Below are 20206 nucleotides of genomic sequence, written 5' to 3' on the forward strand. Positions count from 1 at the left end.
GCTTCTTGCCCCAACAAATCCGGCAACACATCCCCGCTGCATCCTCGCCAGTGCCCACTAGGCTGAAGTGTTCACGGCGACCGACGGTGCAGTCGCGCTCTTTTTTATACATATAAAGTATGCATAATGAAGTCATTCAAGATTCAGTACGACAAAAGCAAAAACGCAGCCAACAAACTCAAGCACAAAGGCATCAGCCTCGCCGAAGCCGAACCGGTTTTTCACGACGAACGCGCACTGACACTTGAGGACAACGACCATGACGAACAACGCTGGATCACCCTCGGCCTCGATGCCAAAGGTCGTGTGCTTGCCGTTGCTTACAGCTATCGCGAAGCCAATGTTGTTCGAATCATTTCCGCACGTCTCGCCACACCCAGCGAACGGCGCGCGTATTTTCAGGAGGCTTGAACGATGAAAGACGAATATGACTTTTCCGCAGGTAAACGCGGCGCAGTAGCGCCGAGCAAGGGCAAGACCCGCATCACTATCATGCTTGATGACGCGGTGATTGAAGCGGCGCGTACCGCCGCAGAAACCGAGGGCTTTGGCTACCAGACTGTGATCAACAACACCCTGCGCCATGCTCTGCTTGATGGCCCACGCCAGCAGGAAAGCGCCGACGATTCAGGTCTGACGGGCCAATTCAAGAAAGGCATCACCGCCACCGATCTCAAGAGTCTCGAGCGAAAGCTGTCAGCGGCCATCGGCGAAATCCGTCGCGTATTGGAGCCTGATGTAAAGCCTTAGATGGAGGCTGGCGCGATGACCCGAGCCAGCGCTTGTCGCACACGCGGTGAATCAGGCACCTGAAGATCGAACTCGCGCCGCAGCAATTTCATCAGCTCGTCGACGTCCGCCACCTCCCGCCGCTCACTGTCCGCGCCCATGTGATGAATGGCAAAACTGCCGTTGTTCAGGGTTTTGCGCCAGCCAGCGCCGGTGCGCGCGACCATCAGGCGCTGGGCAAAAGGTGACTCGGGATGGGTGGAGACGTACCAGTTGCCGACGGTGTAATCAATGTCTTCCTGGCGTTGCAAATCGTACAGGTACATCGGCCGCCATTCGCCTGCGACTTTGGCGCGCAGCAGGTAGCCATCTGCTTGCTTGTCGATGCGGTAAGGTTCGTGCGGGGTGGGTTGCTCATCTTCGCTGTCGAGCAACAGCGGCGCGGTGGGCACCATGCCACCGAAGCCGACATCGGTGATGTAACGCACTCCGTCGATGGTCACCAGACTCAAACGATGGGTTCGCGCCGTCCAGCTGCCTTCCGGTTGATTCATCACCACGCGCCCGCTGATCGCCCGTGCGTCGAAGCCCAATTCAAGCAGCAGCGCATAGAACAAATGATTGAGCTCATAGCAGTAGCCGCCCCGCCCCTGCTGCAACACCTTGTCTTCGATGGAGACCAAGTCGATCAACACCGGCTCTGCACTGATCGTCGCCAGATTTTCGAAAACAAACTGAGCGGTGTGGCGCGACTGCAACTGGCGCAACGTATCCAGCGTCGGTGGCGGCGGCGCATCGAAACCCAGACGTTGCAGGTACAGATTGGTATTGGTCAGCCGTGGCGCACTCATTGCTCGATCCTTATGCATGGGCCGCAGAACACTGCGTGGTTATTGCCCTGTATACGGGATCAAGCACGGCTTCCGACAATTGATTTCGCCAATCGCCCGTTCAGCGCTTTTTCCGCGAGCCGATCCGAATCCATGTCGGTGCATGGTCGCTGGCGTGCGGTTCATTGCGCACCCAGGCGTCGACGCCGGCGTCATGCAGATACGGGCTCAATGCCGGGTTGAGCAGCAGGTGGTCGATGCGCAGGCCGGAGTTGGTTTGCCAATGATTGCGGAAGTAATCCCAGAAGGTGTAGAGGCGCTCTTCGGGATACACGTGGCGCAGGGAATCGGTCCAGCCCTGATCCAGCAACCGCTGGTAGCACTCGCGGCTTTCAGGTTGCAACAAGGCGTCCTTGAGCCAGGAACGGGTGTTGTAGATGTCCATGTCGGTGGGCACGACATTGAAGTCACCGGCCAGGACCACCGGGTGATCGCTGCTTTGCAGGTCTTTGGCGTAATTGATCAGACGCTCGAACCAGGCCAGTTTGTAATCGAATTTCGGCCCCGGCTGCGGGTTGCCGTTGGGCAGATACAGGCAACCGACCAGCACACCGTGCACCGCCGCTTCGATATAACGGCTGTGGGTGTCATCGGGATCGCCGGGCAAACCGCGTCGACTCTCCAACGGCTGCGCATCACGCGCCAGAATCGCCACGCCATTCCATGACGCCTGGCCCTGCCAGATTGCGCCGTAACCGGCGGCCTCCAGTTCGGCGGCGGGAAATGCGCTGTCGACTGATTTGAGCTCTTGCAGGCAGACGATGTCCGGTTGCTCGCGTTTGAGCCATTCCAGCAGATTCGGCAGCCGCGCGCGCATGCCGTTGACGTTGAAGGTGGCGATCCGCAGGTTTTTCATCGTCTGCAACTCCTGCCCGGTGGGATTGCAAATTGTGACCCTGAGAACGCCGCGCAGGTTGCATCGAATCACAATACGACAGCTCAGACGCGATTACGCAGCCATTGCAGAAAGCCTCTTTTCGGCGCGACCACGGGCGTTTCCTCGGTCAGCGACTGTGCCTTGTGCAGACGGAAATCGAGCAACGCCTGCATCGCATCATGAATGTCATGGCGCGCGTCCAGGCACGGTTTCAGGTAGGACTTCTCGATGCGATACAGGGCGCAGAAAGTCTTCGCGGAAAAATCCGCCGGCAGCGCGGTGTCGGAAAGAATCCCGGCCTCACCGATCACCTCGCCCGGCCCCATGCGCCCGGATTCAAGTGGCGCACCATGGCGCTTGAGCGTCACCGATACCACGCCGGATTCAATGATGAACAAATGATCGCTGACCTCCCCGCCCGCGAGAATCGTTTCGCCGGCGCGGAAAGTTTGCAGGGTCATGTTCTGGCTGAAGGTGTCTTTCTCTTCTTCACGCAGAGTCGAGAAGATCGGTGAGCTTTCCAGCAGCGCCCGTGGCCGCGACAACTGCGGTGCGGCGCTGGTCTCGTTGCTGGACAGCAGGTTGACCCCGGACGCCTGCAAATGCCGGTAAGCGAGGTCGAACAACTGATTGCGCACCACGCGCTTCTCGCCCATCGAGGCGACAAACCCGCTGATTTCGTATTCCGCGCCGCCGCTGGCAGAACTCTTCAACGACACGCTCGGCGCCGGTGTGTCGAGCAATTGCCGGCAGCCTTGCATCGCTCGCTCCAGCGCCTCGATTACCGAACTGGGTCGGGCATGGGGGCTGACGGGCACGCTGACGGAAACGCCGAACATATTGCTCGGTCGGCTGAAGTTGATGATTTTGGCTTTCGCCGCCAGCGAGTTGGGAATCACGGCCATGCTGCCCTGACTGGTTTGCAGACGCGTGGCGCGCCAGTCGATGTCGGTGACGCGGCCCTCGGTGCCGTCGATGGAGATCCAGTCATCAAGTTGATAGGGCTTGGTGGTGTTGAGGACGATGCCGGAGAACACGTCGCTCAAGGTGCTCTGCAAAGCCAGGCCGACAATGATCGCCAACGCGCCGGACGTCGCCAGCACACCTTTGACTGGCAGATCGAGCACGTACGCCAGCGCCGCAATGATCGCGATGAGGAAAATCACCGCGCCGAGCAAGTCCTGCAACAGCCGGCCGGTATGGCCGACCCGTTGCATCATCACCGCGCCGATCAGCACCGTCAGGGTCCGCGCACCAAACAGCCACCAGCCGATCTGCAGCCCGGTTGCCGCCAGATGCAGCGGCACGTTGTCGGCCCACGGCGCCGGCTCCATCGGGTTGAGGCCTTCGTTGAACAGCACAATGCTGAACAGGGCGAAAATCAGCACCCGCACCAACAGCTTCCATTCGCTGCCGCGAGAGCTGATCAGCCGCCACAGGCCAAGATCGAGCAGGATCAGGATCAACGCGCTAAACAACGGGTGTTCGGTCAGCAGAGACAGCATCAAACAACTCCGACAAAGGCCAATCGCGAGAAGATCGCACAGATTGGCACAGTGTAGGAGCAATTGATTTCGGTGGAGGAGCACCGGCTTACAAACACGGCAAAACCCTGAGCTGACGAAGGCTGCGATCTTGAGGCTGTGGGACGCGGAGCGTCCCCGGCTGCATTCCCACGCAGAGCGTGGGAACGATCAGACGCTGAACAACCTGTGGGAGCGAGCCTGCTCGCGAAGGCGTCATGTCAGTCACTACTTCTTCGACCGAATCAGAGCATTCGCGAACAGGCTCGCTCCCACAGTGGAGTTTCAGTTGCCAGTAAAGCTCGGGGTCAGGCGTGCATCTGGCCAAAACGCCCGGACTGGAAGTCGGCGAAGGCCTGGTGGATTTCCTGCTCGGTGTTCATCACGAACGGGCCATGGCCGACGATCGGTTCGTCGATCGGCTCGCCACTGAGCAGCAATACCACCGCGTCTCCGCTGGCCTGGAGGGTGAGTCGATCACCGTCGCGTTCGAACAGCGCCAACTGCCCTACCCCAACCGATTCCGCGCCGTTGACCTGCACCGAACCCTTCACCACCACCAGCGCGGTATTACGTCCTTCGTGCAGATCAAGCGTCAGCAACTTGCCGGCATTGAGGCGCAGATCCCACACGTCGATTGGCGTAAAAGTCCGTGACGGTCCGGTGTGCCCATCGAATTCGCCGGCGATCAGACGCAGGCTGCCGGCGTTGTCCTTGAGCGCGATGCTTGGAATGTCGCGGTCGAGAATGGTCTGGTAACCCGGCGCGGCCATTTTGTCCTTGGCCGGCAGGTTGACCCACAGCTGGACCATTTCCAGCTTGCCGCCGGTTCGGGCGAAGTTTTCCGAGTGGAATTCCTCATGGAGGATGCCGGACGCTGCGGTCATCCACTGCACATCACCCGGGCCGATGGTGCCGCCGCTGCCGGTGGAGTCGCGGTGTTGCACTTCGCCGTCGTAAACGATGGTCACGGTTTCGAAACCACGGTGCGGGTGCTGGCCGACGCCACGCTGTTCAGTGGTCGGGGTGAATTCGGCAGGACCGGCGTGATCGAGCAGCAGAAACGGGCTGATGTGCTTGCCCAGGTGGTCGTAGGAAAACAGCGTGCGCACCGGGAAACCATCGCCGACCCAATGGCCGCGCGGGCTGGTGTAAATGCCGATGATATTTTTCATGGGGTCTCCAATGGGTAAATGCATTGGATTAAGCGTAAGGGCATATCGAATATTCGACTAGAGGGTGGAAATCGGCTTGAGTGTTCCATATGCAGAACAATTGAGTCAGCGGCGCGCATTTCGCGAGCAGGCTCGCTCCCACAGGAATCTGCAATGGTTCAGAGGCACCGTGCGAGGCCGTGCATGGCTTCGCGCAACCTGTCGATGGCGCGGTCGATGACAGCGCTGTCACTGTCTCGGCACGCCGTGTCCAGATCTGCACACGCCGCAACAACCCGCGCAGCCCCAACCATTTGCGCACCGCCCCTGATGCGATGGGCCAGCTCACGCAGGCCGTTGCGGTCGCCGACGTGGGTCTGATCCAGAGCCTGGAGATCATCGCGCAAGCTATTACCGACTTCCTTGCGCAAACGCTCGATCAACGATTGATCGGCATCGGCCATCTGCTCCAGGGCACTCAGATCAATCTCGACGGGTTCGGCATTTGGCGGTTCATCTTCGTGGCGCTCGCAACGATGAGCGCCTTTCAGGGCTTCAGCCAGATCATGCAAACGAATCGGTTTGAACAGGCAACCGTCCATGCCAGCGTCCAGACAACGCAAACGCTCTTCGACCTGCGCATTGGCCGTAAAACCGAGGATCAGACAGGGTGCGCGGCCGCTGGCGGCTTCTTCGTTGCGAATCGCCTGTGCCAGCTCATAGCCATTGCGTCGCGGCATGTTGCAGTCGGTAATCACCACATCGAAGGCCTGGGTTCGCCAGCGGTCCAGCCCCTGTTCGCCATCGCCCACATCTACCGTGCGATGCCCCAGTTCGCTCAATTGCCAGCACATCAGCAAGCGGTTGACCGGGTGATCGTCCACCACCAACACGCTTGATACACAGGTAGCGGCTGCCGCCTCGGGCGTTGCCAGTGTGGTCGTCACAGCTGTCAACAGCGGCAAGGACAGATTCATTTCCACTCGCGTGCCTTGCCCGAGATCACTATCGAGACCCAGCGTGCCGCCCATCATTTCGCAGAGGTTACGGCTGATCACCAGACCCAGGCCGGAACCGCTGCGCGCCGCTTGAAGACTATTGCTCGCTTGAACGAACGGGCTGAACAGGCGCTTTTGATCTTCGCCGCTGATGCCGATGCCGTTGTCTTCGATGCGCAACAGCAAGTCCACTTCAGCGTCGGTCATGGCGATGACCTGCAAGCGCAAACTCACCTCGCCCACCTCAGTGAATTTGATCGCATTGCTCAACAGGTTCGACAGCACCTGTTTGAAGCGCGTCGGATCAATCAGCACATCCACGTCGGCGCGCGGATCAAGTTCGATGCGCCACGAGAGCCGTTTCTGCCGCGCCAGCCCTTCGAACACTCGGCATACCGATAACACCGTCTCGCGTAAATTGGCCCGCTCGGGCGAAAGGGACAAATGCCCCGACTCGATACGGGCGATGTCGAGAATGTCGCCAATCAACGCCAATAATTGCTGGCCGGCATTCGACGCCACCTGAATTGCCAGTCGATCAGTCACGCCCTCCTCTGCGCGCTTGAGCGCCAGTTCGAGCATGCCGATCAAGGCGTTCATCGGTGTGCGAATCTCGTGGCTCATGGTCGCCAGGAAAGTGCTTTTGGCCCGATTGGCCTCATCCGCTGCGTCCTTGGCCTGTTGCAGTTGCAACAACCATTGCTGGCGCTGATGGATCTGCCGACGCTGCCAGCCGATCCAGATCAGGGCCAGCAGCAGCAAGCCTGCGGCGCCGGCAAAACCAAGCAGAATTTCGCGGCGATGGCGCGACCAATAGCTGTCCTCCACCACCACATCGTGGCTCCAGCGCTCGACCAGTTCATCCATTTGCTGCGGCGCGATGCTCAGCAACGCCTTGTTCAGGATCGAGTGCAGCAGCGCCGACTGCGGCGCCGTGGCCAAAGCGATGCGCGCCGGCTGATCGCCTACGGTGCCGGTAATACGCAGGCGGTCGCGGTATTGGCGGGCGATCAGAAAACGCGCCACCAGCAACGAGCTTACCGTCACGTCGACCTGTCCACGGGCAATCAGCGCCATGCCTTCGGCGGGGCTTTTGACTTCGACCAGACGCAGGCCGGGAACCCGTTGCAAGAGGTATTCGCGCAACGGGTGGCCGCGATAGATCGCCAGGCGTTTGCCCGCCAGTTCGTCGAGCGGCAATGGATGTGGTCCGTTCGCTGCGCTGACTAGCACGAACGGATTGTTCAGATAGGCGCGGGTGAATTGCAGCTGCGCTTCCCGCTCGGTGCTCGGCGTCACCACGGGCAAAATATCGAGTGCGCCGGCCTGAAGTTGTTCGAACTGGTCGTTCAGCGAGGTGCCACGCACGATCTCGAAATTCAGCCCGCTGCGCTGCGCAATCAGGCTCAGCAACTGCGCTGCCAGCCCGTTGAAGCGTCCATCAGCATCGAAAAACGCCAACGGCGCGAAGTCTTCGACAGCGCCGACCCGCACCACCGGGTGCTGATCCAGCCACTGCTGCTCGGCGGCGCTGAGCTGTACCCGCGACTGTTCGGCCATCTCGGCGAGGCCGACGCTCCAGCGCTGTTCGATCAGATGGCGACGCTCCATGGGCACGGCCAGCAAGGCCTTGTCGACGATGCGTTTGAGCACCACATCGCTGCGCAACAACGCAAAGGCGAACGGATTGGCATCAAGCCCCGACGGCCCGGCCAGTTGCAGGTCGTTGCGATAGTTGGTGTTGATCAGATAATTGGCGCTGATGAAGTCGCCCAGGTACACGTCGTCGGCACCGAAGGCGACCGCGCCGAGTGCATCCATGGCCGAAGCGTAAAGCTGCACGTGGGCGCCGGGGTAGAACGCCTGAACATGGGCCAGCGGCAGGTAATCCTCGACCATGGCGATGCGTTTGCCTGCAAGGTCGGCGGGCAGTTTCTCGTCGTGACGCGTGACCAGCATCGGCTGATCTTCAGCATACGGCCGCGACAGAACAAAGGCCGGATCCGCCGCTTCGAAACTGTTCGAGGTGCCCAGGAGTTCGACGTCAGCGCGCTTGAGTGCGGCCATCAGTGCGGGACGATCGGCGAAACGCCGCACTTCGATCCTGATGCCGAGCAGTTGTGCCAGCAGATCGGCGTAATCGGCGGTCAGCCCTTCCAGTTCATGCTGTTGGCGGGTGATCTCAAAGGGCGGGTAATCCGGGCCGGAGATGCCCATGCGCAAGACTGGATGCTCACGCAGCCACTGGCGCTCCCGATCATCGAGGCGCACCTGGATACCCCCCGGTTCGAGGCGCGCCAGCACCTCCAGCGTCTGCGGCTGGTCATTCGCCCCGACCGAGGCAACAAGCCCCAGCCACAGCAATAAAACCCGCAGTCCCTGCGTCATGTCGGGGTACTCAGATCAAGTGATTGCGCTTGGCGAACTCACGCAGAAGCACCAGCGAACCCAGGCCAAGTTTCGCCATCATGCGGGTCTTGTAGGTGCTGACGGTTTTGTGACTCAGGTGCATTTCCAAAGCGATGGCCTTGTTCGGTTTGCCCAGCGCCAGATTCACGAAAATGCATAACTCTCGATCGGACAGCTGCGCGATCAGCTCCTTTTCCGTGCGTTGCACGGCGTTGTACAGACCGCTGGTATTGGGCAATGCGGAGAAATAAGTGTGGCCGGACATCAATGCCTTGATGGCTTCGTGCAGCAGAGTCAGTTGATTGCTCTTGGTCACGTAGCCCCGTGCGCCGGCGCGCAGACAGCGCTCCTGGTAATGCGTGGGCTCATGCATGCTGAACACCAGCACCCGGCAACACGCCGTTGGCGCCTTGATCTGGATTCGCGTCAGCACTTCCAGACCGTCCATCGATCCCAGCCCCAGATCGAGCACAACCAGGTGCGGATCATGCGCGCAGATCAACGGCACGACTTCATTGCCATTGGACGCTTCATGAATCCGGGTGAAGCCTTGAGCCTGCAGAACGATCCGAATGGCCGCGCGCACGACTGGATGGTCATCGACGATCAGCGCTGACTTCATTGGGACTCCTGCAAAATCGAAGACACCGCAACAGTCTGTCCCGGAGTCGGTGGCTGCGCCGGCACTGTTACATGGATGGGCAAGAGAATCACCTGTCAGGTCTGACAGTTGTGCAGAGTGTTTTTTTATGCATTGGCATGGCGCAACGATGCGTGGGCGTCAGGCGCTGCCTGGGGTTCGTCGCAAGTTTCGACTCTCGCCATTACCTGCCCGATGAGCTGTGAATTGGGCAATGGCGTCGGGCTGATCTGCGCGTTTTCCTGAGCAAACCCGGCAGCCGCCTGCAAAGGTGCCGACGGTTCGTTGTAGATCAGAGCATGGCGAACCTGTGGGTTATCGAGCAGAAAGCCCAGCAGATCGAGAGAGCCTGCCGCCAGTTCGGCATTGATCACCAGCACATCGAACGGCTCGCAGCCATAGTCGACCAGGGTCAACAGTTCGCCGAGAGTCTGCACCGGGGCGACGCGGTAGTAGCCGAGCGCGTTGAACAGGCGCTCGATTTTCATGCGATGAAAATGCTGCGGGTCGGCGATCAGGATGCGCAACGCTTTGTTGCTCATGGTCATTCTCCCGGTGAGGTTTGGGGAGGGCAAGACTACGCAAGCGTCGGCGATAGCTCTGTAGGACTTTTCCTAAAAATTTGGTCATTCATCCGGCGGCCCTGACGCACCAATATCCCCTGCTCGCGAAGGCGGTATACCTGTCAGAAATTTATTGACTGACACGGCGCCTTCGCGAGCAGGCTCGCTCCCGCAGGGGAAAGCATTCCATGGCGGTTATTGCCAGCCGAACCGGCGGATGTAGAAGCCTTTAACGGCTTGGGTCAGCGCCATGTACGCCAGCAGAATCACCGGCAGAAACACGAAATACAGCGACGGCAGCGCCTGCAACTTGAAGTAATGCGCCAGCGGCCCCATTGGCAGGAAGATGCCGACCGCCATGATGACCCCGGTCATCACCAGCAGCGGCATGGCGGCGCGGCTTTGCAGGAACGGGATCTTCGGCGTGCGGATCATGTGCACGATCAGCGTCTGGGTCAGCAGACCGACCACGAACCAGCCGGACTGGAACAGCGTTTGGTGATCCGGCGTGTTGGCGTCGAACACGTACCACATCAAGGCGAACGTCGTGATATCGAAGATCGAACTGATCGGGCCGAAAAACAGCATGAAGCGCCCGACGTCAGCCGGCTGCCAGCGCTGCGGCTGTTTCAGCATCTCGTCGTCGACGTTATCGAACGGAATGGCGATCTGCGAGATATCGTAGAGCAGGTTCTGCACCAGCAGGTGCATCGGCAGCATCGGCAGGAACGGGATGAACGCGCTGGCAACCAGCACCGAGAACACATTGCCGAAGTTGGAGCTGGCAGTCATCTTGATGTACTTGAGCATGTTGGCGAAGGTGCGCCGCCCTTCGAGCACGCCCTCCTCCAGCACCATCAGGCTTTTTTCCAACAGGATGATATCCGCCGCTTCCTTGGCGATGTCCACCGCGCTGTCCACGGAAATGCCGATGTCGGCGCTGCGCAGCGCCGGCGCGTCGTTGATACCGTCGCCCATGAATCCGACCACATGGCCGTTGCCCTTGAGAATGCCGACGATGCGCTCTTTGTGCGATGGCGTGAGTCTGGCGAAGACGTTGGTCGTCTCGACCGCCATAGCCAGCTCAGCATCGCTCATGCGCTCAATGTCATTGCCCAGCAGCAAACCCTGTTGGGCGAGGCCGACCTCGCGGCAGATTTTCGCCGTCACCAGTTCGTTGTCACCGGTCAGCACCTTGACCGCCACGCCATGCTCGGCCAGGGCCTTGAGCGCTGGCGCGGTGCTTTCCTTCGGTGGATCGAGGAATGCCACGTAACCGATCAGCGTCAGCTCCTGTTCATCGGCCAGGCTGTAAATTTCGCGACCTGCTGGCATTGAGCGAGCCGCGACCGCCACCACGCGCAGACCTTCGGCGTTGAAGGCGCCAGTGACTTGGCGAATCCGCACCAGCAATTCATCGCTCAAGACTTCATCGACCTCGCCGTGACGCACCCGACTGCACACCGCCAGCACTTCTTCCACCGCGCCTTTGCAGATCAATTGATGGGGCTGACCGCGGCCCTCCACGACCACCGACATGCGCCGGCGATTGAAGTCGAACGGGATTTCATCGACCTTGCGAAACGCACTGCCGACTTTCAACTCGCGATGGATTTCGACGTGTTCCAGCACCGCCACATCCAGCAGGTTTTTCAGGCCGGTCTGGTAGTAGCTGTTGAGGTAGGCCAGTTCCAGCACAGCGTCAGAATCCTCACCCCAGACATCGACATTACGCGCGAGAAAGATCTTGTCCTGAGTCAGGGTGCCGGTCTTGTCGGTGCACAGCACGTCCATGGCGCCGAAGTTCTGGATCGCGTCGAGGCGTTTGACGATGACCTTTTTGCGCGACAGGAACACGGCGCCTTTGGCCAGGGTCGAGGTGACGATCATCGGCAGCATTTCCGGGGTCAGGCCGACGGCAATCGACAGCGCGAAGAGCAGCGCTTCGCTCCAGTCGCCTTTGGTGAAACCGTTGATGAACAGCACCAGCGGCGCCATGACGAACATGAAGCGGATCAGCAGCCAGCTGACCTTGTTGACGCCCTGCTGAAACGAGGTCACCGCGCGGTCCGTCGCGCCGACCCGTTGCGCCAGCGCACCGAAGTAGGTGCTGTTGCCGGTGGTGAGAATCAGTGCAATCGCGCTGCCGGAGACGACGTTGGTGCCCATGAACAGAATGTTGTCCAGCTCGAGCGGGTTACGCGTGTCGCGATCGGTCTGCCGGGTGAATTTCTCCACCGGCATCGACTCACCGGTCATTGCTGCCTGGCTGACGAACAGATCCTTGGCGCTGAGCACGCGGCAATCGGCGGGAATCATGTCGCCGGCCGAGAGCACGATCAGATCGCCGGGCACCAGTTGCTTGATCGGCAGCTCCCGCCGTGGCCCATCCCGGCGCAGCACCGTAGCGGTGTTGCTGACCATGGCTTTGAGCGCATCGGCGGCCTGATTGGATTTGCTCTCTTGCCAGAAGCGCAGCAGCGTCGACAGCACCACCATGGAGAAAATCACCACGGCCGCCTTGAGGTCTTCGGTGAGCCAGGAGATCACCGCGAGCAGAGTCAGCAGCAGGTTGAACGGGTTTTTGTAGCAGTGCCCCAGATGGGTCCACCACGGCAGCGGTTGCTCGTGTTCGACTTCGTTGAGGCCATGTTGCGCGCGCAGAGTATCGGCCTCGACCTCGGTAAGCCCTTCGCCGTGCGTGCCCAACGACGGCAGCAACGCAGCGCTTTCTTCATGGGCGGCAGCGACCAGCGTGTTGGCCAGCGTCGGCGGCACTTCACGGCTGACCGATGTGTCATTGATCGAATCCAGCAGCGCGAGTCGACGGAAGTGCCGGGCAATGTGGCGGCTGCGCAGAAAGCCTGCGAAAAATTCCTTGAGCGTGAGTTTCATGGCTGTGTCCCCTGTGGTCAGCCGGGAAACCGTCGAGCAGGTACCGCCGCGCCCTGGCACCGGGAAAACCGGCACGGCAAGGCGTGGCACGCCGGTCGGGAATGACAGGCGTGTCGATAGGCGGCGCTGACGATTGAGGTCGTCAGCACGCTTGTTTCAGCGTCGTTGAGAAGGACGTCGAGACACGACCCAGAACTGGCCATGCACGGGATGCCGCTGCTCGCTGTTACGGCGAGACAACGGCAGGGAAAGGCTGCGCGTTATCTTGCCGAGAATCTGCCGGTGATCGAGACCGGCCGACAACTGTCACTCGAACAAGTACCCACTGTGGGTCTCCGCAATTGATGAAAACGCGCGCAGCTTACGCCCGCAGCGAAACGGCTGGAAGAGGTGTTTTCGGGGAATGTGGGGGGTGTTCAGGAAGGGTTCAGAATTTCCCCGCGATCGTTCCTGCGCTCAGCGTAGGAACGCCTCATCGGACGCTCCGCGTTCGGCTTCTGAAAGGGACGCGAAGCGTCCCGGGCTGCATTCCCACGCAGAGCGTGGGAACGATCATAATGTGGGGCTTTCCATGGCCCCTTCGCGAGCAGGCTCGCTCCCACATTTTGCCCTGCGTTCACAGAACCATTGTGGGAGCGAGCCTGCTCGCGAAAGCGGTATGTCAGGCAATGCAGATTCAGCTGGCAGTCGCCAACAACAACTCCGCCACCGAGCGGCTGTGCCCGCGCTGTTTGCCATGCTCGTACAGCGAGCCGGCGATTTCATCGGCGCGAATCGGCAGCACCGACAGCAGCGTATCGCTCAGGCCATGGCTGGCCTGGCAGAAGCCCTGCATATAAATGCCGGCCTTGCAGCGCTCGTCGGTGATCAGTTTGTAGTTGCGATCGACCTCGAACTCACCGAGGTATTCCTCCAGCGGCGCGAGCAACTTGCGGTGCATCTGCCGCTCGTAACCGGTGGCCAGCACCACGGCGTCATAGATTCGCACCGTGACTTCGCCGGTGGCGTTGTTGCGCACGGCCAGTTCGATACCGTTTGCGGTGGCAGTGGCGCTCTCGACGGTGGTCAGGGTGCGGAACGCATGGCGGGCAATCCCGGAAACCTTCTGCCGGTAGAAGATGCCGTAGATGCGTTCGATCAGGTCGATGTCGACAACCGAATAGTTGGTGTTGTGGTACTCGTTGACCAGACGCTCGCGCTCGACGCTGTTCTGCTGGAACACCAGATCAGTGAATTCCGGCGAGAACACTTCGTTGACGAACGGGCTGTCGTCCGCAGGCTTCAACGCCGAACCACGCAGGATCATGTCGACCTGCACCGACGGGAACGAATCATTCAGGTCGATAAAGGCTTCCGCCGCGCTCTGCCCGCCGCCGATGATGGCGATGCTCATCGGTTGGTTGTTCACGCACGGCTGCCTGGCCATTTGCGACAGGTATTGCGAATGGTGGAATACCCGGTGATCGCCCTTCAGTGCTTTGAACGCCTCCGGAATGCGCGGTGTGCCGCCAGCGCTGACCACCACCGAACGCGTGGTACGCACGAATTGCTGGCCGTCGCTGCCCCGGGAAATCACCCGCAAGGCCTCAACCTGCTGGTTGTGCAACACCGGTTCGATGAACTGCACTTCTTCGCCATAACGGCTCTGCGCGGTGAACTGCCCGGCCACCCAGCGCAGGTAGTCGTTGTACTCCATGCGGCATGGATAAAAGGTGCCGAGGTTGATGAAGTCGACCAGACGCCCGTGGTGCTTGAGGTAGTTGACGAACGAGTAAGGGCTGGTCGGATTGCGCAGGGTCACCAGGTCCTTGAGGAAGGAAATCTGCAACTCGCTCTGCGTCGACAAGGTGTTGCCGTGCCAGCTGTAAGTGGCCTGCTTGTCGAGGAACAGCACATCCAGTTCGCCCTGGATCCGGCCGCGTTCCTGCAGAGCGATGGCCAGTGCCAGGTTCGAAGGGCCGAAACCGACGCCGATCAGGTCGTGAACGATGGGCGATGCAATTGCCTGTGTCATTTCCAGTGTCCTCTGGATGAACCCCTCAACGCGGGGAAATAAAGCCTGGGTGGCCTGACCGGCCTGAATCAGGTCAGCAGGTCGTCTGTTGAGTAGGAACGAGGACGATGAAAGGAAATTTAACCGGCGCGGCTCACTGGCCATCCCATTGCTGGATGCGCAAGCGGCAATGCTTCATGGCGTTGACAATGTGTTTTTCCACCAGCGCCCGGGAGATGCCGAGGGTCTGAGCGATTTCCGGATGGGACATTCCTTCGATCTTGCGCAGCAGAAAACTGTCGCGGCACAGCGGCGGCAACTCGGCGAGTGCGCGCTGGAGCATTTCTAGACGCTGGCCGTGATCGAGGGTGCCATGGGGGGACGGGGTGAAATAGCGCTCTTCGTTGTCGAGCACGTCCAGCGATTCGACCTGGCGCAGCGCGTTGCGGCGGTGATCGTCGATAACCAGGTTCAGCGCGGTGCGATAAAGGAAGGCCCGTGGTTGTTCGATCGGCACCTCGCTGGAGCGCTCCAGCACCCGTACATAGGCGTCATGCACCACATCCTCGGCGACCTGACGGTTGCCCAGTCTGGCGTTGAGGAAACACACCAGCTCACGATAGTAGTTTTCCAACATGACTCCCGACCGCATCGATGCCGTTTCTGTCCTTGAGCGCACTGATCAGACCTGCGAATCACGCAGTAGCAAGATAGTGGCAACTTGAGGTGCGTAATTTATAGTAATTCTCATATAGATTTAAAGAGTTGATTCCATATCCCGGACAAATAGTCGTGGCCCGGCTGCGGTAACTCGATGTGTCTGCGGCTAAATTCCGTCGCCCATGCCTCGTTTACAGGACAGCCCCTGTGTCTGTCGTGCCTTGCGACGGGCCGCAACCACTGGCCGGAACCCTGCATGAATCGTCCCCGCCCCGCCCGTCGCGCGCTGTTTGCCGCCCTCTGTCTGATTCCCGTGATCGCCGTCGCTGCCTGGCAAGTCTTGCCACCCGGTCGCGACGCCGTTGCCACTGTGCAGGTCAGCCGCGGCGATATCGAAAACAGCGTGACGGCGCTCGGCACCTTGCAGCCGCGCCGCTATGTGGATGTCGGCGCACAGGCTTCGGGGCAGATTCAGAAGATTCACGTCGAGGCCGGCGATACGGTCAAGGAAGGCCAGTTGCTGGTGGAAATCGACCCGTCGACACAGAAAGCCAAGCTCGATGCCGGGCGTTTTTCCATCGAAAACCTCAAGGCGCAGCTGCAGGAGCAACGTGCCCAGCACGATCTGGCGCAGCAGAAATACCAGCGCCAGCAGAAACTCGCCGCCGGTGGCGCCACCCGCGAGGAAGACGTGCAGACCGCGCGCGCCGAGGTTCGCGCAACCCAGGCGCGCATCGACATGTTCCAGGCGCAGATCCGTCAGGCCCAGGCCAGCCTGCGCAGTGACGAGGCGGAACTCGGTTACACGCGCATCTACGCGCCGATGAGCGGCACCGTGGTCGCCGTCGGTGCGCGCGAAGGCCAGACCCTCAACGCGCAACAACAGACCCCGCTGATCCTGCGCATCGCCCGACTGTCGCCGATGACCGTGTGGGCCGAGGTTTCAGAGGCCGACATCGGCCACGTCAAACCCGGCATGACCGCCTACTTCACCACCCTCAGCGGCGGCACTCGGCGCTGGAGCAGCACGGTGCGGCAAATCCTGCCGGTGCCACCACGTCCGCTTGAACAGAACCAGGGCGGCAGCCCCACCAGCGGCCGCAGCGGCAGCGAACGCGTGGTTCTTTATACCGTGCTGCTCGACGTCGACAACGCCGATCATAGCCTGATGACCGACATGACCGCCCAGGTGTTCTTTGTCGCACAACAGGCGCAAGACACTCTGACCGTGCCGACTGCCGCCCTGCAACCGGGCTCGCGTCCGCAGTGGCAGCGAGCGCAGATCGTCGCCGCCAACGGTGATATTCAGGCGCGCGAAGTACGCACCGGCATCAGCGATCGCCTGCGCACCCAGGTGCTCGAAGGTCTGGCCGAGGGCGAGCATGTTCTCAGCGCGCCGGCCACTGGTCATGGAGGCTGAATGCACACGCCCCTGATCGACCTGCGGCAGATCCGCAAAGCCTACGGCGGTGATGACAGCCCACTGGTGGAAGTGCTGCGCGGGATCGATCTGTCGATCCACGCCGGCGAGTTCGTTGCGATTGTCGGCGCCTCCGGTTCAGGCAAATCGACGCTGATGAATATCCTCGGTTGCCTCGACCGTCCCACCAGCGGAGAGTATCTGTTCGCCGGGGAAAATGTCGCGCAGCTGGACAGCGATGAACTGGCCTGGCTGCGCCGCGAAGCCTTCGGGTTTGTCTTTCAGGGCTACCACCTGATTCCCTCCGGCTCGGCCCAGGAAAACGTCGAGATGCCAGCGATCTATGCCGGCACCCCGGCCGCCGAGCGGCATGCCCGAGCTCACGCGCTGCTGCAACGTCTCGGCCTCGGCACTCGCACCGGCAACCGTCCGCATCAGCTTTCCGGCGGTCAGCAACAGCGGGTGTCGATCGCCCGTGCGCTGATGAACGGCGGCCACATCATCCTCGCCGACGAGCCGACCGGCGCCCTCGACAGCCACAGCGGCGCCGAGGTCATGACCCTGCTCGACGAACTCGCCGATCAAGGCCATGTGGTGATCCTCATCACCCACGACCGCGAAGTGGCGCAACGGGCCAAACGCATCATCGAAATCCGTGACGGCCTGATCATCAGTGACAGCGCCGAGCACGCGTACGCGCCGCCTGCGGCCAATCCCGGGGCGTTGCAAGCGGTCGACCTGCGCCAGCGCCTGAGCAACGGCAGCAGCCAGACCGGCGCCTGGAAAGGTGAACTGCTCGACGCTGTACAAGCGGCGTGGCGAGTGATGTGGATCAACCGCTTTCGCACCGCGCTGACCCTGCTGGGCATCGTCATTGGCGTGGCCTCGGTGGTGGTCATGCTCGCCGTCGGCGAAGGCAGCAAGCGTCAGGTCATGGCGCAAATGGGTGCGTTCGGCTCGAACATCATTTACCTCAGCGGCTCGGCGCCGAACCCGCGTACGCCGGAGGGCATCATCACCCTCGACGACGTTGCCGAACTGTCCGCCCTGCCCCAGGTGGAACGGATCATGCCGGTCAACGGCTCGACCGCCGGGGTGCGCTTTGGCAATGCCGACCACAGCAGTTACGTCGGCGGCAATGACACCAACTTTCCGCAGATTTTCAACTGGCCGGTGATTCAGGGCAGTTACTTCACCCAGGCCGACGAGGACAGCGCCGCCGCTGTCGCGGTGATCGGCACCAAGGTTCGCGACAAGTTGCTCAAGGATGTCGCCGACCCGATCGGTCAATACATTCTCATCGAAAACGTGCCGTTCCAGATCCTCGGCGTGCTTGCAGAAAAAGGCGCCAGCTCCGGCGACTCCGATAGCGACAACCGCATCGCCGTGCCTTATTCGGCGGCGAGCACGCGCCTGTTCGGCAGCCGCAATCCGCAATACGTGGTGATTGCCGCCAAGGACGCGCGCAAGGTCAAGGACGCCGAACAGGCCATCGAACAGGCGATGTTGCGTCGGCACCACGGCAAGAAGGATTTCGAGCTGACCAACAATGCCGCGATGATCCAGGCCGAAGCGCGCACGCAAGGCACGCTGTCGCTGATGCTGGGGGCAATTGCGGCGATTTCCCTGCTGGTCGGCGGTATCGGCGTGATGAACATCATGCTCATGACCGTACGCGAACGTACCCGCGAGATCGGTATTCGCATGGCCACCGGCGCCCGTCAGCGCGACATCCTCCGTCAATTTCTCACCGAAGCGCTGATGCTCTCGGTGGTCGGCGGAATTGCCGGAATCGGCCTGGCGCTGCTGGTCGGCGGCGTGTTGTTGCTCAGCGGCGTGGCGATCGCCTTTCAAGGGCTGGCGGTGATCGGTGCATTCGCCTGTGCGCTGGTCACCGGCGTCATCTTCGGCTTCATGCCGGCCCGCAAAGCTGCCCGGCTTGACCCGGTCACGGCCCTTACCAGTGAATGATCGACCTATGAAAGTGCGACTGACCTTCCTCGCCGCCAGCCTGTTGCTGGCGGCCTGCAGCAGCCCGGCGCCGCGCCTGGACAGCGGCGTGCAGCCACCGAGCGCGTGGCAGTCCGCCGCCACCCCCGGCGCGCTGCAGAGCAATCGGCAATGGTGGACGCAATTCGGCAGCCCCGAGCTGGAGCGGCTGGTGGAACAGGCGCGGCTGGGCAGCTATGACCTCGCCGCCGCCGTTGCGCGGGTCAGGCAGGCCGAGACCAGCGCAACCATCGCCGACGCCCCGCTGCTGCCCGAGCTCAAGGCCGGTTTGAATGCCAACCGGCAGAAACTGATCCACGGCAAGGGCTACAGCCAATTGGATGTCAGCCCGGAGAATCGCTCGCTGGACTATTACGATGCCGAGCTCAGCGCCAGTTACGAAGTCGATTTCTGGGGCGGTAAGCGTGCCGCCCGCGACAGTGCGGTGTTCGGCGTGCAGGCCAGCGAGTTCGACCGCGCCACCGTCGAGCTGACCTTGCTCAGCGGCGTCGCCAACAGTTACACCCAGGCCCTGGCCTTGCGTGAGCAGGCGCGCATTGCCGAACTCAATCTGAAAAATGCGCAGAATGTGCTGCAGCTGGTGCAGACCCGTTTCGACGCCGGCAGCGCCACCGCGCTGGAACTGGCCCAGCAGAAAAGCCTGGTGGCCGAACAACAGCGTCGCCTGCCGCTGGTGCAACAACAGGCCCGCGAAGCACTGATCAGCCTCGCCGCCCTGCTCGGCCAACCAGTGCAAACGTTACCGTTGCCCACACAATCCTTCGCCCAATTGCACTGGCCGGACATCGCCAGCGGCGTGCCGAGCGACTTGCTCAGCCGCCGCCCGGACATTGCCAGCGCCGAGGCCAAGCTTGCGGCAGCCCAGGCTGATGTCACCGTCGCCCGCGCCGCAATGCTGCCGAAAATCACCCTGACCGCCAGCCTCGGCAGCGGCGCCGACCTTGCCGCCGACCTGCTGCGCACGACGTTCTACAACCTGTCCTCGGGGCTGACCGCGCCGATCTTCAACAACGGCCGCCTCAGCGCCGAACGCGACAAGGCCAAGGCGCGGCAGGACGAATTGCTGGAGACCTATCGCGGGGCAATCATCAACGGCTTCGCTGACGTCGAAAAAGCCCTCAGCAGCATTCGTGGCCTCGATGAACAACGGCAATGGCAAAGCGAAGAACTGAACCAGGCACAAACCGCCTTCGACATCGCCCAAAGCCGCTACCAGGCCGGCGCCGAAGACCTGCTCACCGTCCTGCAAACCCAGCGCACGCTGTATGCGGCGCAAGACCTCAACGTGCAACTGCGCCTGTCGCGGTTGCAGGCGAGCATTGCCTTGTACAAAGCGCTGGGGGGTGGCTGGGAGGTGATCTGACAGAGATGCGTCGAATGGACTGACGCCTTCGCGAGCAGGCTCGCTCCCACAAATGGAATTCGGTTTGGACGGAAATCTCCGC

15 protein-coding genes are annotated in these 20206 nt (G+C 61.2%); 5 read left to right on the plus strand and 10 right to left on the minus strand.

Going from position 1 to position 20206, the window contains the following annotated elements:
• The first annotated feature begins 126 nt into the window (after positions 1-126).
• Together D8U71_RS05960 and D8U71_RS05965 are read left to right on the plus strand one after the other, a co-directional pair.
• Positions 127-411, plus strand: coding sequence for a BrnT family toxin (locus D8U71_RS05960; RefSeq protein ID WP_041478522.1), 285 nt, complete (start codon positions 127-129; stop codon positions 409-411).
• A 3-nt stretch (positions 412-414) separates the two neighbouring features.
• A complete protein-coding gene (locus D8U71_RS05965) occupies positions 415-750 on the plus strand; it encodes a BrnA antitoxin family protein (protein ID WP_076567077.1) in 336 nt (111 codons plus the stop codon).
• Here D8U71_RS05965 and D8U71_RS05970 read toward each other — a convergent pair.
• The 10 genes from D8U71_RS05970 to D8U71_RS06015 all read right to left on the minus strand — a co-directional run bounded on the left by D8U71_RS05970 (position 747) and on the right by D8U71_RS06015 (position 15308).
• Complete coding sequence (locus tag D8U71_RS05970) at positions 747-1580, minus strand: arylamine N-acetyltransferase (RefSeq protein WP_130887376.1); 834 nt, start codon at positions 1578-1580, stop codon at positions 747-749. The genes D8U71_RS05965 and D8U71_RS05970 overlap by 4 nt on opposite strands.
• Positions 1581-1680: 100 nt before the next feature.
• Positions 1681-2475, minus strand: coding sequence for an exodeoxyribonuclease III (gene xth, locus D8U71_RS05975; RefSeq protein ID WP_130887377.1), 795 nt, complete (start codon positions 2473-2475; stop codon positions 1681-1683).
• 83 nt (positions 2476-2558) lie between these two features.
• Complete coding sequence (locus D8U71_RS05980; protein WP_024012372.1) at positions 2559-4001, minus strand: mechanosensitive ion channel family protein; 1443 nt, start codon at positions 3999-4001, stop codon at positions 2559-2561.
• 326 nt (positions 4002-4327) lie between these two features.
• A complete protein-coding gene (locus D8U71_RS05985) occupies positions 4328-5194 on the minus strand; it encodes a pirin family protein (RefSeq protein ID WP_130887378.1) in 867 nt (288 codons plus the stop codon).
• Between the two features lie 158 nt (positions 5195-5352).
• Positions 5353-8559 carry a transporter substrate-binding domain-containing protein gene (locus tag D8U71_RS05990; RefSeq protein WP_130887379.1) on the minus strand — a complete coding sequence of 1069 codons (3207 nt, stop codon included), beginning with the start codon at positions 8557-8559 and terminating at the stop codon, positions 5353-5355.
• Positions 8560-8569: 10 nt separating this feature from the next.
• Entirely contained in the window at positions 8570-9202 is a 633-nt protein-coding gene (locus D8U71_RS05995; RefSeq protein WP_130887380.1) for a response regulator transcription factor, read from the minus strand.
• A gap of 125 nt (positions 9203-9327) precedes the next feature.
• Positions 9328-9762 (minus strand): hypothetical protein, encoded by a 435-nt coding sequence (locus D8U71_RS06000; protein WP_016773907.1) that lies wholly within the window; start codon positions 9760-9762, stop codon positions 9328-9330.
• 216 nt (positions 9763-9978) lie between these two features.
• The gene (mgtA, locus tag D8U71_RS06005; RefSeq protein ID WP_130887381.1) at positions 9979-12678 is read right to left on the minus strand and encodes a magnesium-translocating P-type ATPase; all 2700 of its coding nucleotides are present in this window, start codon (positions 12676-12678) and stop codon (positions 9979-9981) included.
• A 676-nt stretch (positions 12679-13354) separates the two neighbouring features.
• Positions 13355-14692 carry a SidA/IucD/PvdA family monooxygenase gene (locus D8U71_RS06010; protein WP_016773905.1) on the minus strand — a complete coding sequence of 446 codons (1338 nt, stop codon included), beginning with the start codon at positions 14690-14692 and terminating at the stop codon, positions 13355-13357.
• 133 nt (positions 14693-14825) lie between these two features.
• Positions 14826-15308, minus strand: coding sequence for a sigma-70 family RNA polymerase sigma factor (locus tag D8U71_RS06015; RefSeq protein WP_016773904.1), 483 nt, complete (start codon positions 15306-15308; stop codon positions 14826-14828).
• Positions 15309-15587: 279 nt separating this feature from the next.
• Between D8U71_RS06015 and D8U71_RS06020 the strand changes: the two genes are divergently transcribed.
• The 3 genes from D8U71_RS06020 to D8U71_RS06030 are packed head-to-tail and all read left to right on the plus strand — an operon-like array spanning position 15588 to position 20124.
• Positions 15588-16751, plus strand: coding sequence for an efflux RND transporter periplasmic adaptor subunit (locus D8U71_RS06020; protein WP_110646429.1), 1164 nt, complete (start codon positions 15588-15590; stop codon positions 16749-16751).
• Positions 16752-18722, plus strand: coding sequence for a MacB family efflux pump subunit (locus D8U71_RS06025; RefSeq protein ID WP_130887382.1), 1971 nt, complete (start codon positions 16752-16754; stop codon positions 18720-18722). It abuts the gene before it with no gap.
• A 7-nt stretch (positions 18723-18729) separates the two neighbouring features.
• The gene (locus tag D8U71_RS06030; protein WP_130887383.1) at positions 18730-20124 is read left to right on the plus strand and encodes an efflux transporter outer membrane subunit; all 1395 of its coding nucleotides are present in this window, start codon (positions 18730-18732) and stop codon (positions 20122-20124) included.
• Positions 20125-20206: the final 82 nt, after the last annotated feature.

Origin of the sequence: Pseudomonas sp. Sample_21 (genome assembly GCF_004307525.1) — a bacterium.
In the GTDB taxonomy this organism is placed as follows: domain Bacteria; phylum Pseudomonadota; class Gammaproteobacteria; order Pseudomonadales; family Pseudomonadaceae; genus Aquipseudomonas; species Aquipseudomonas atacamensis.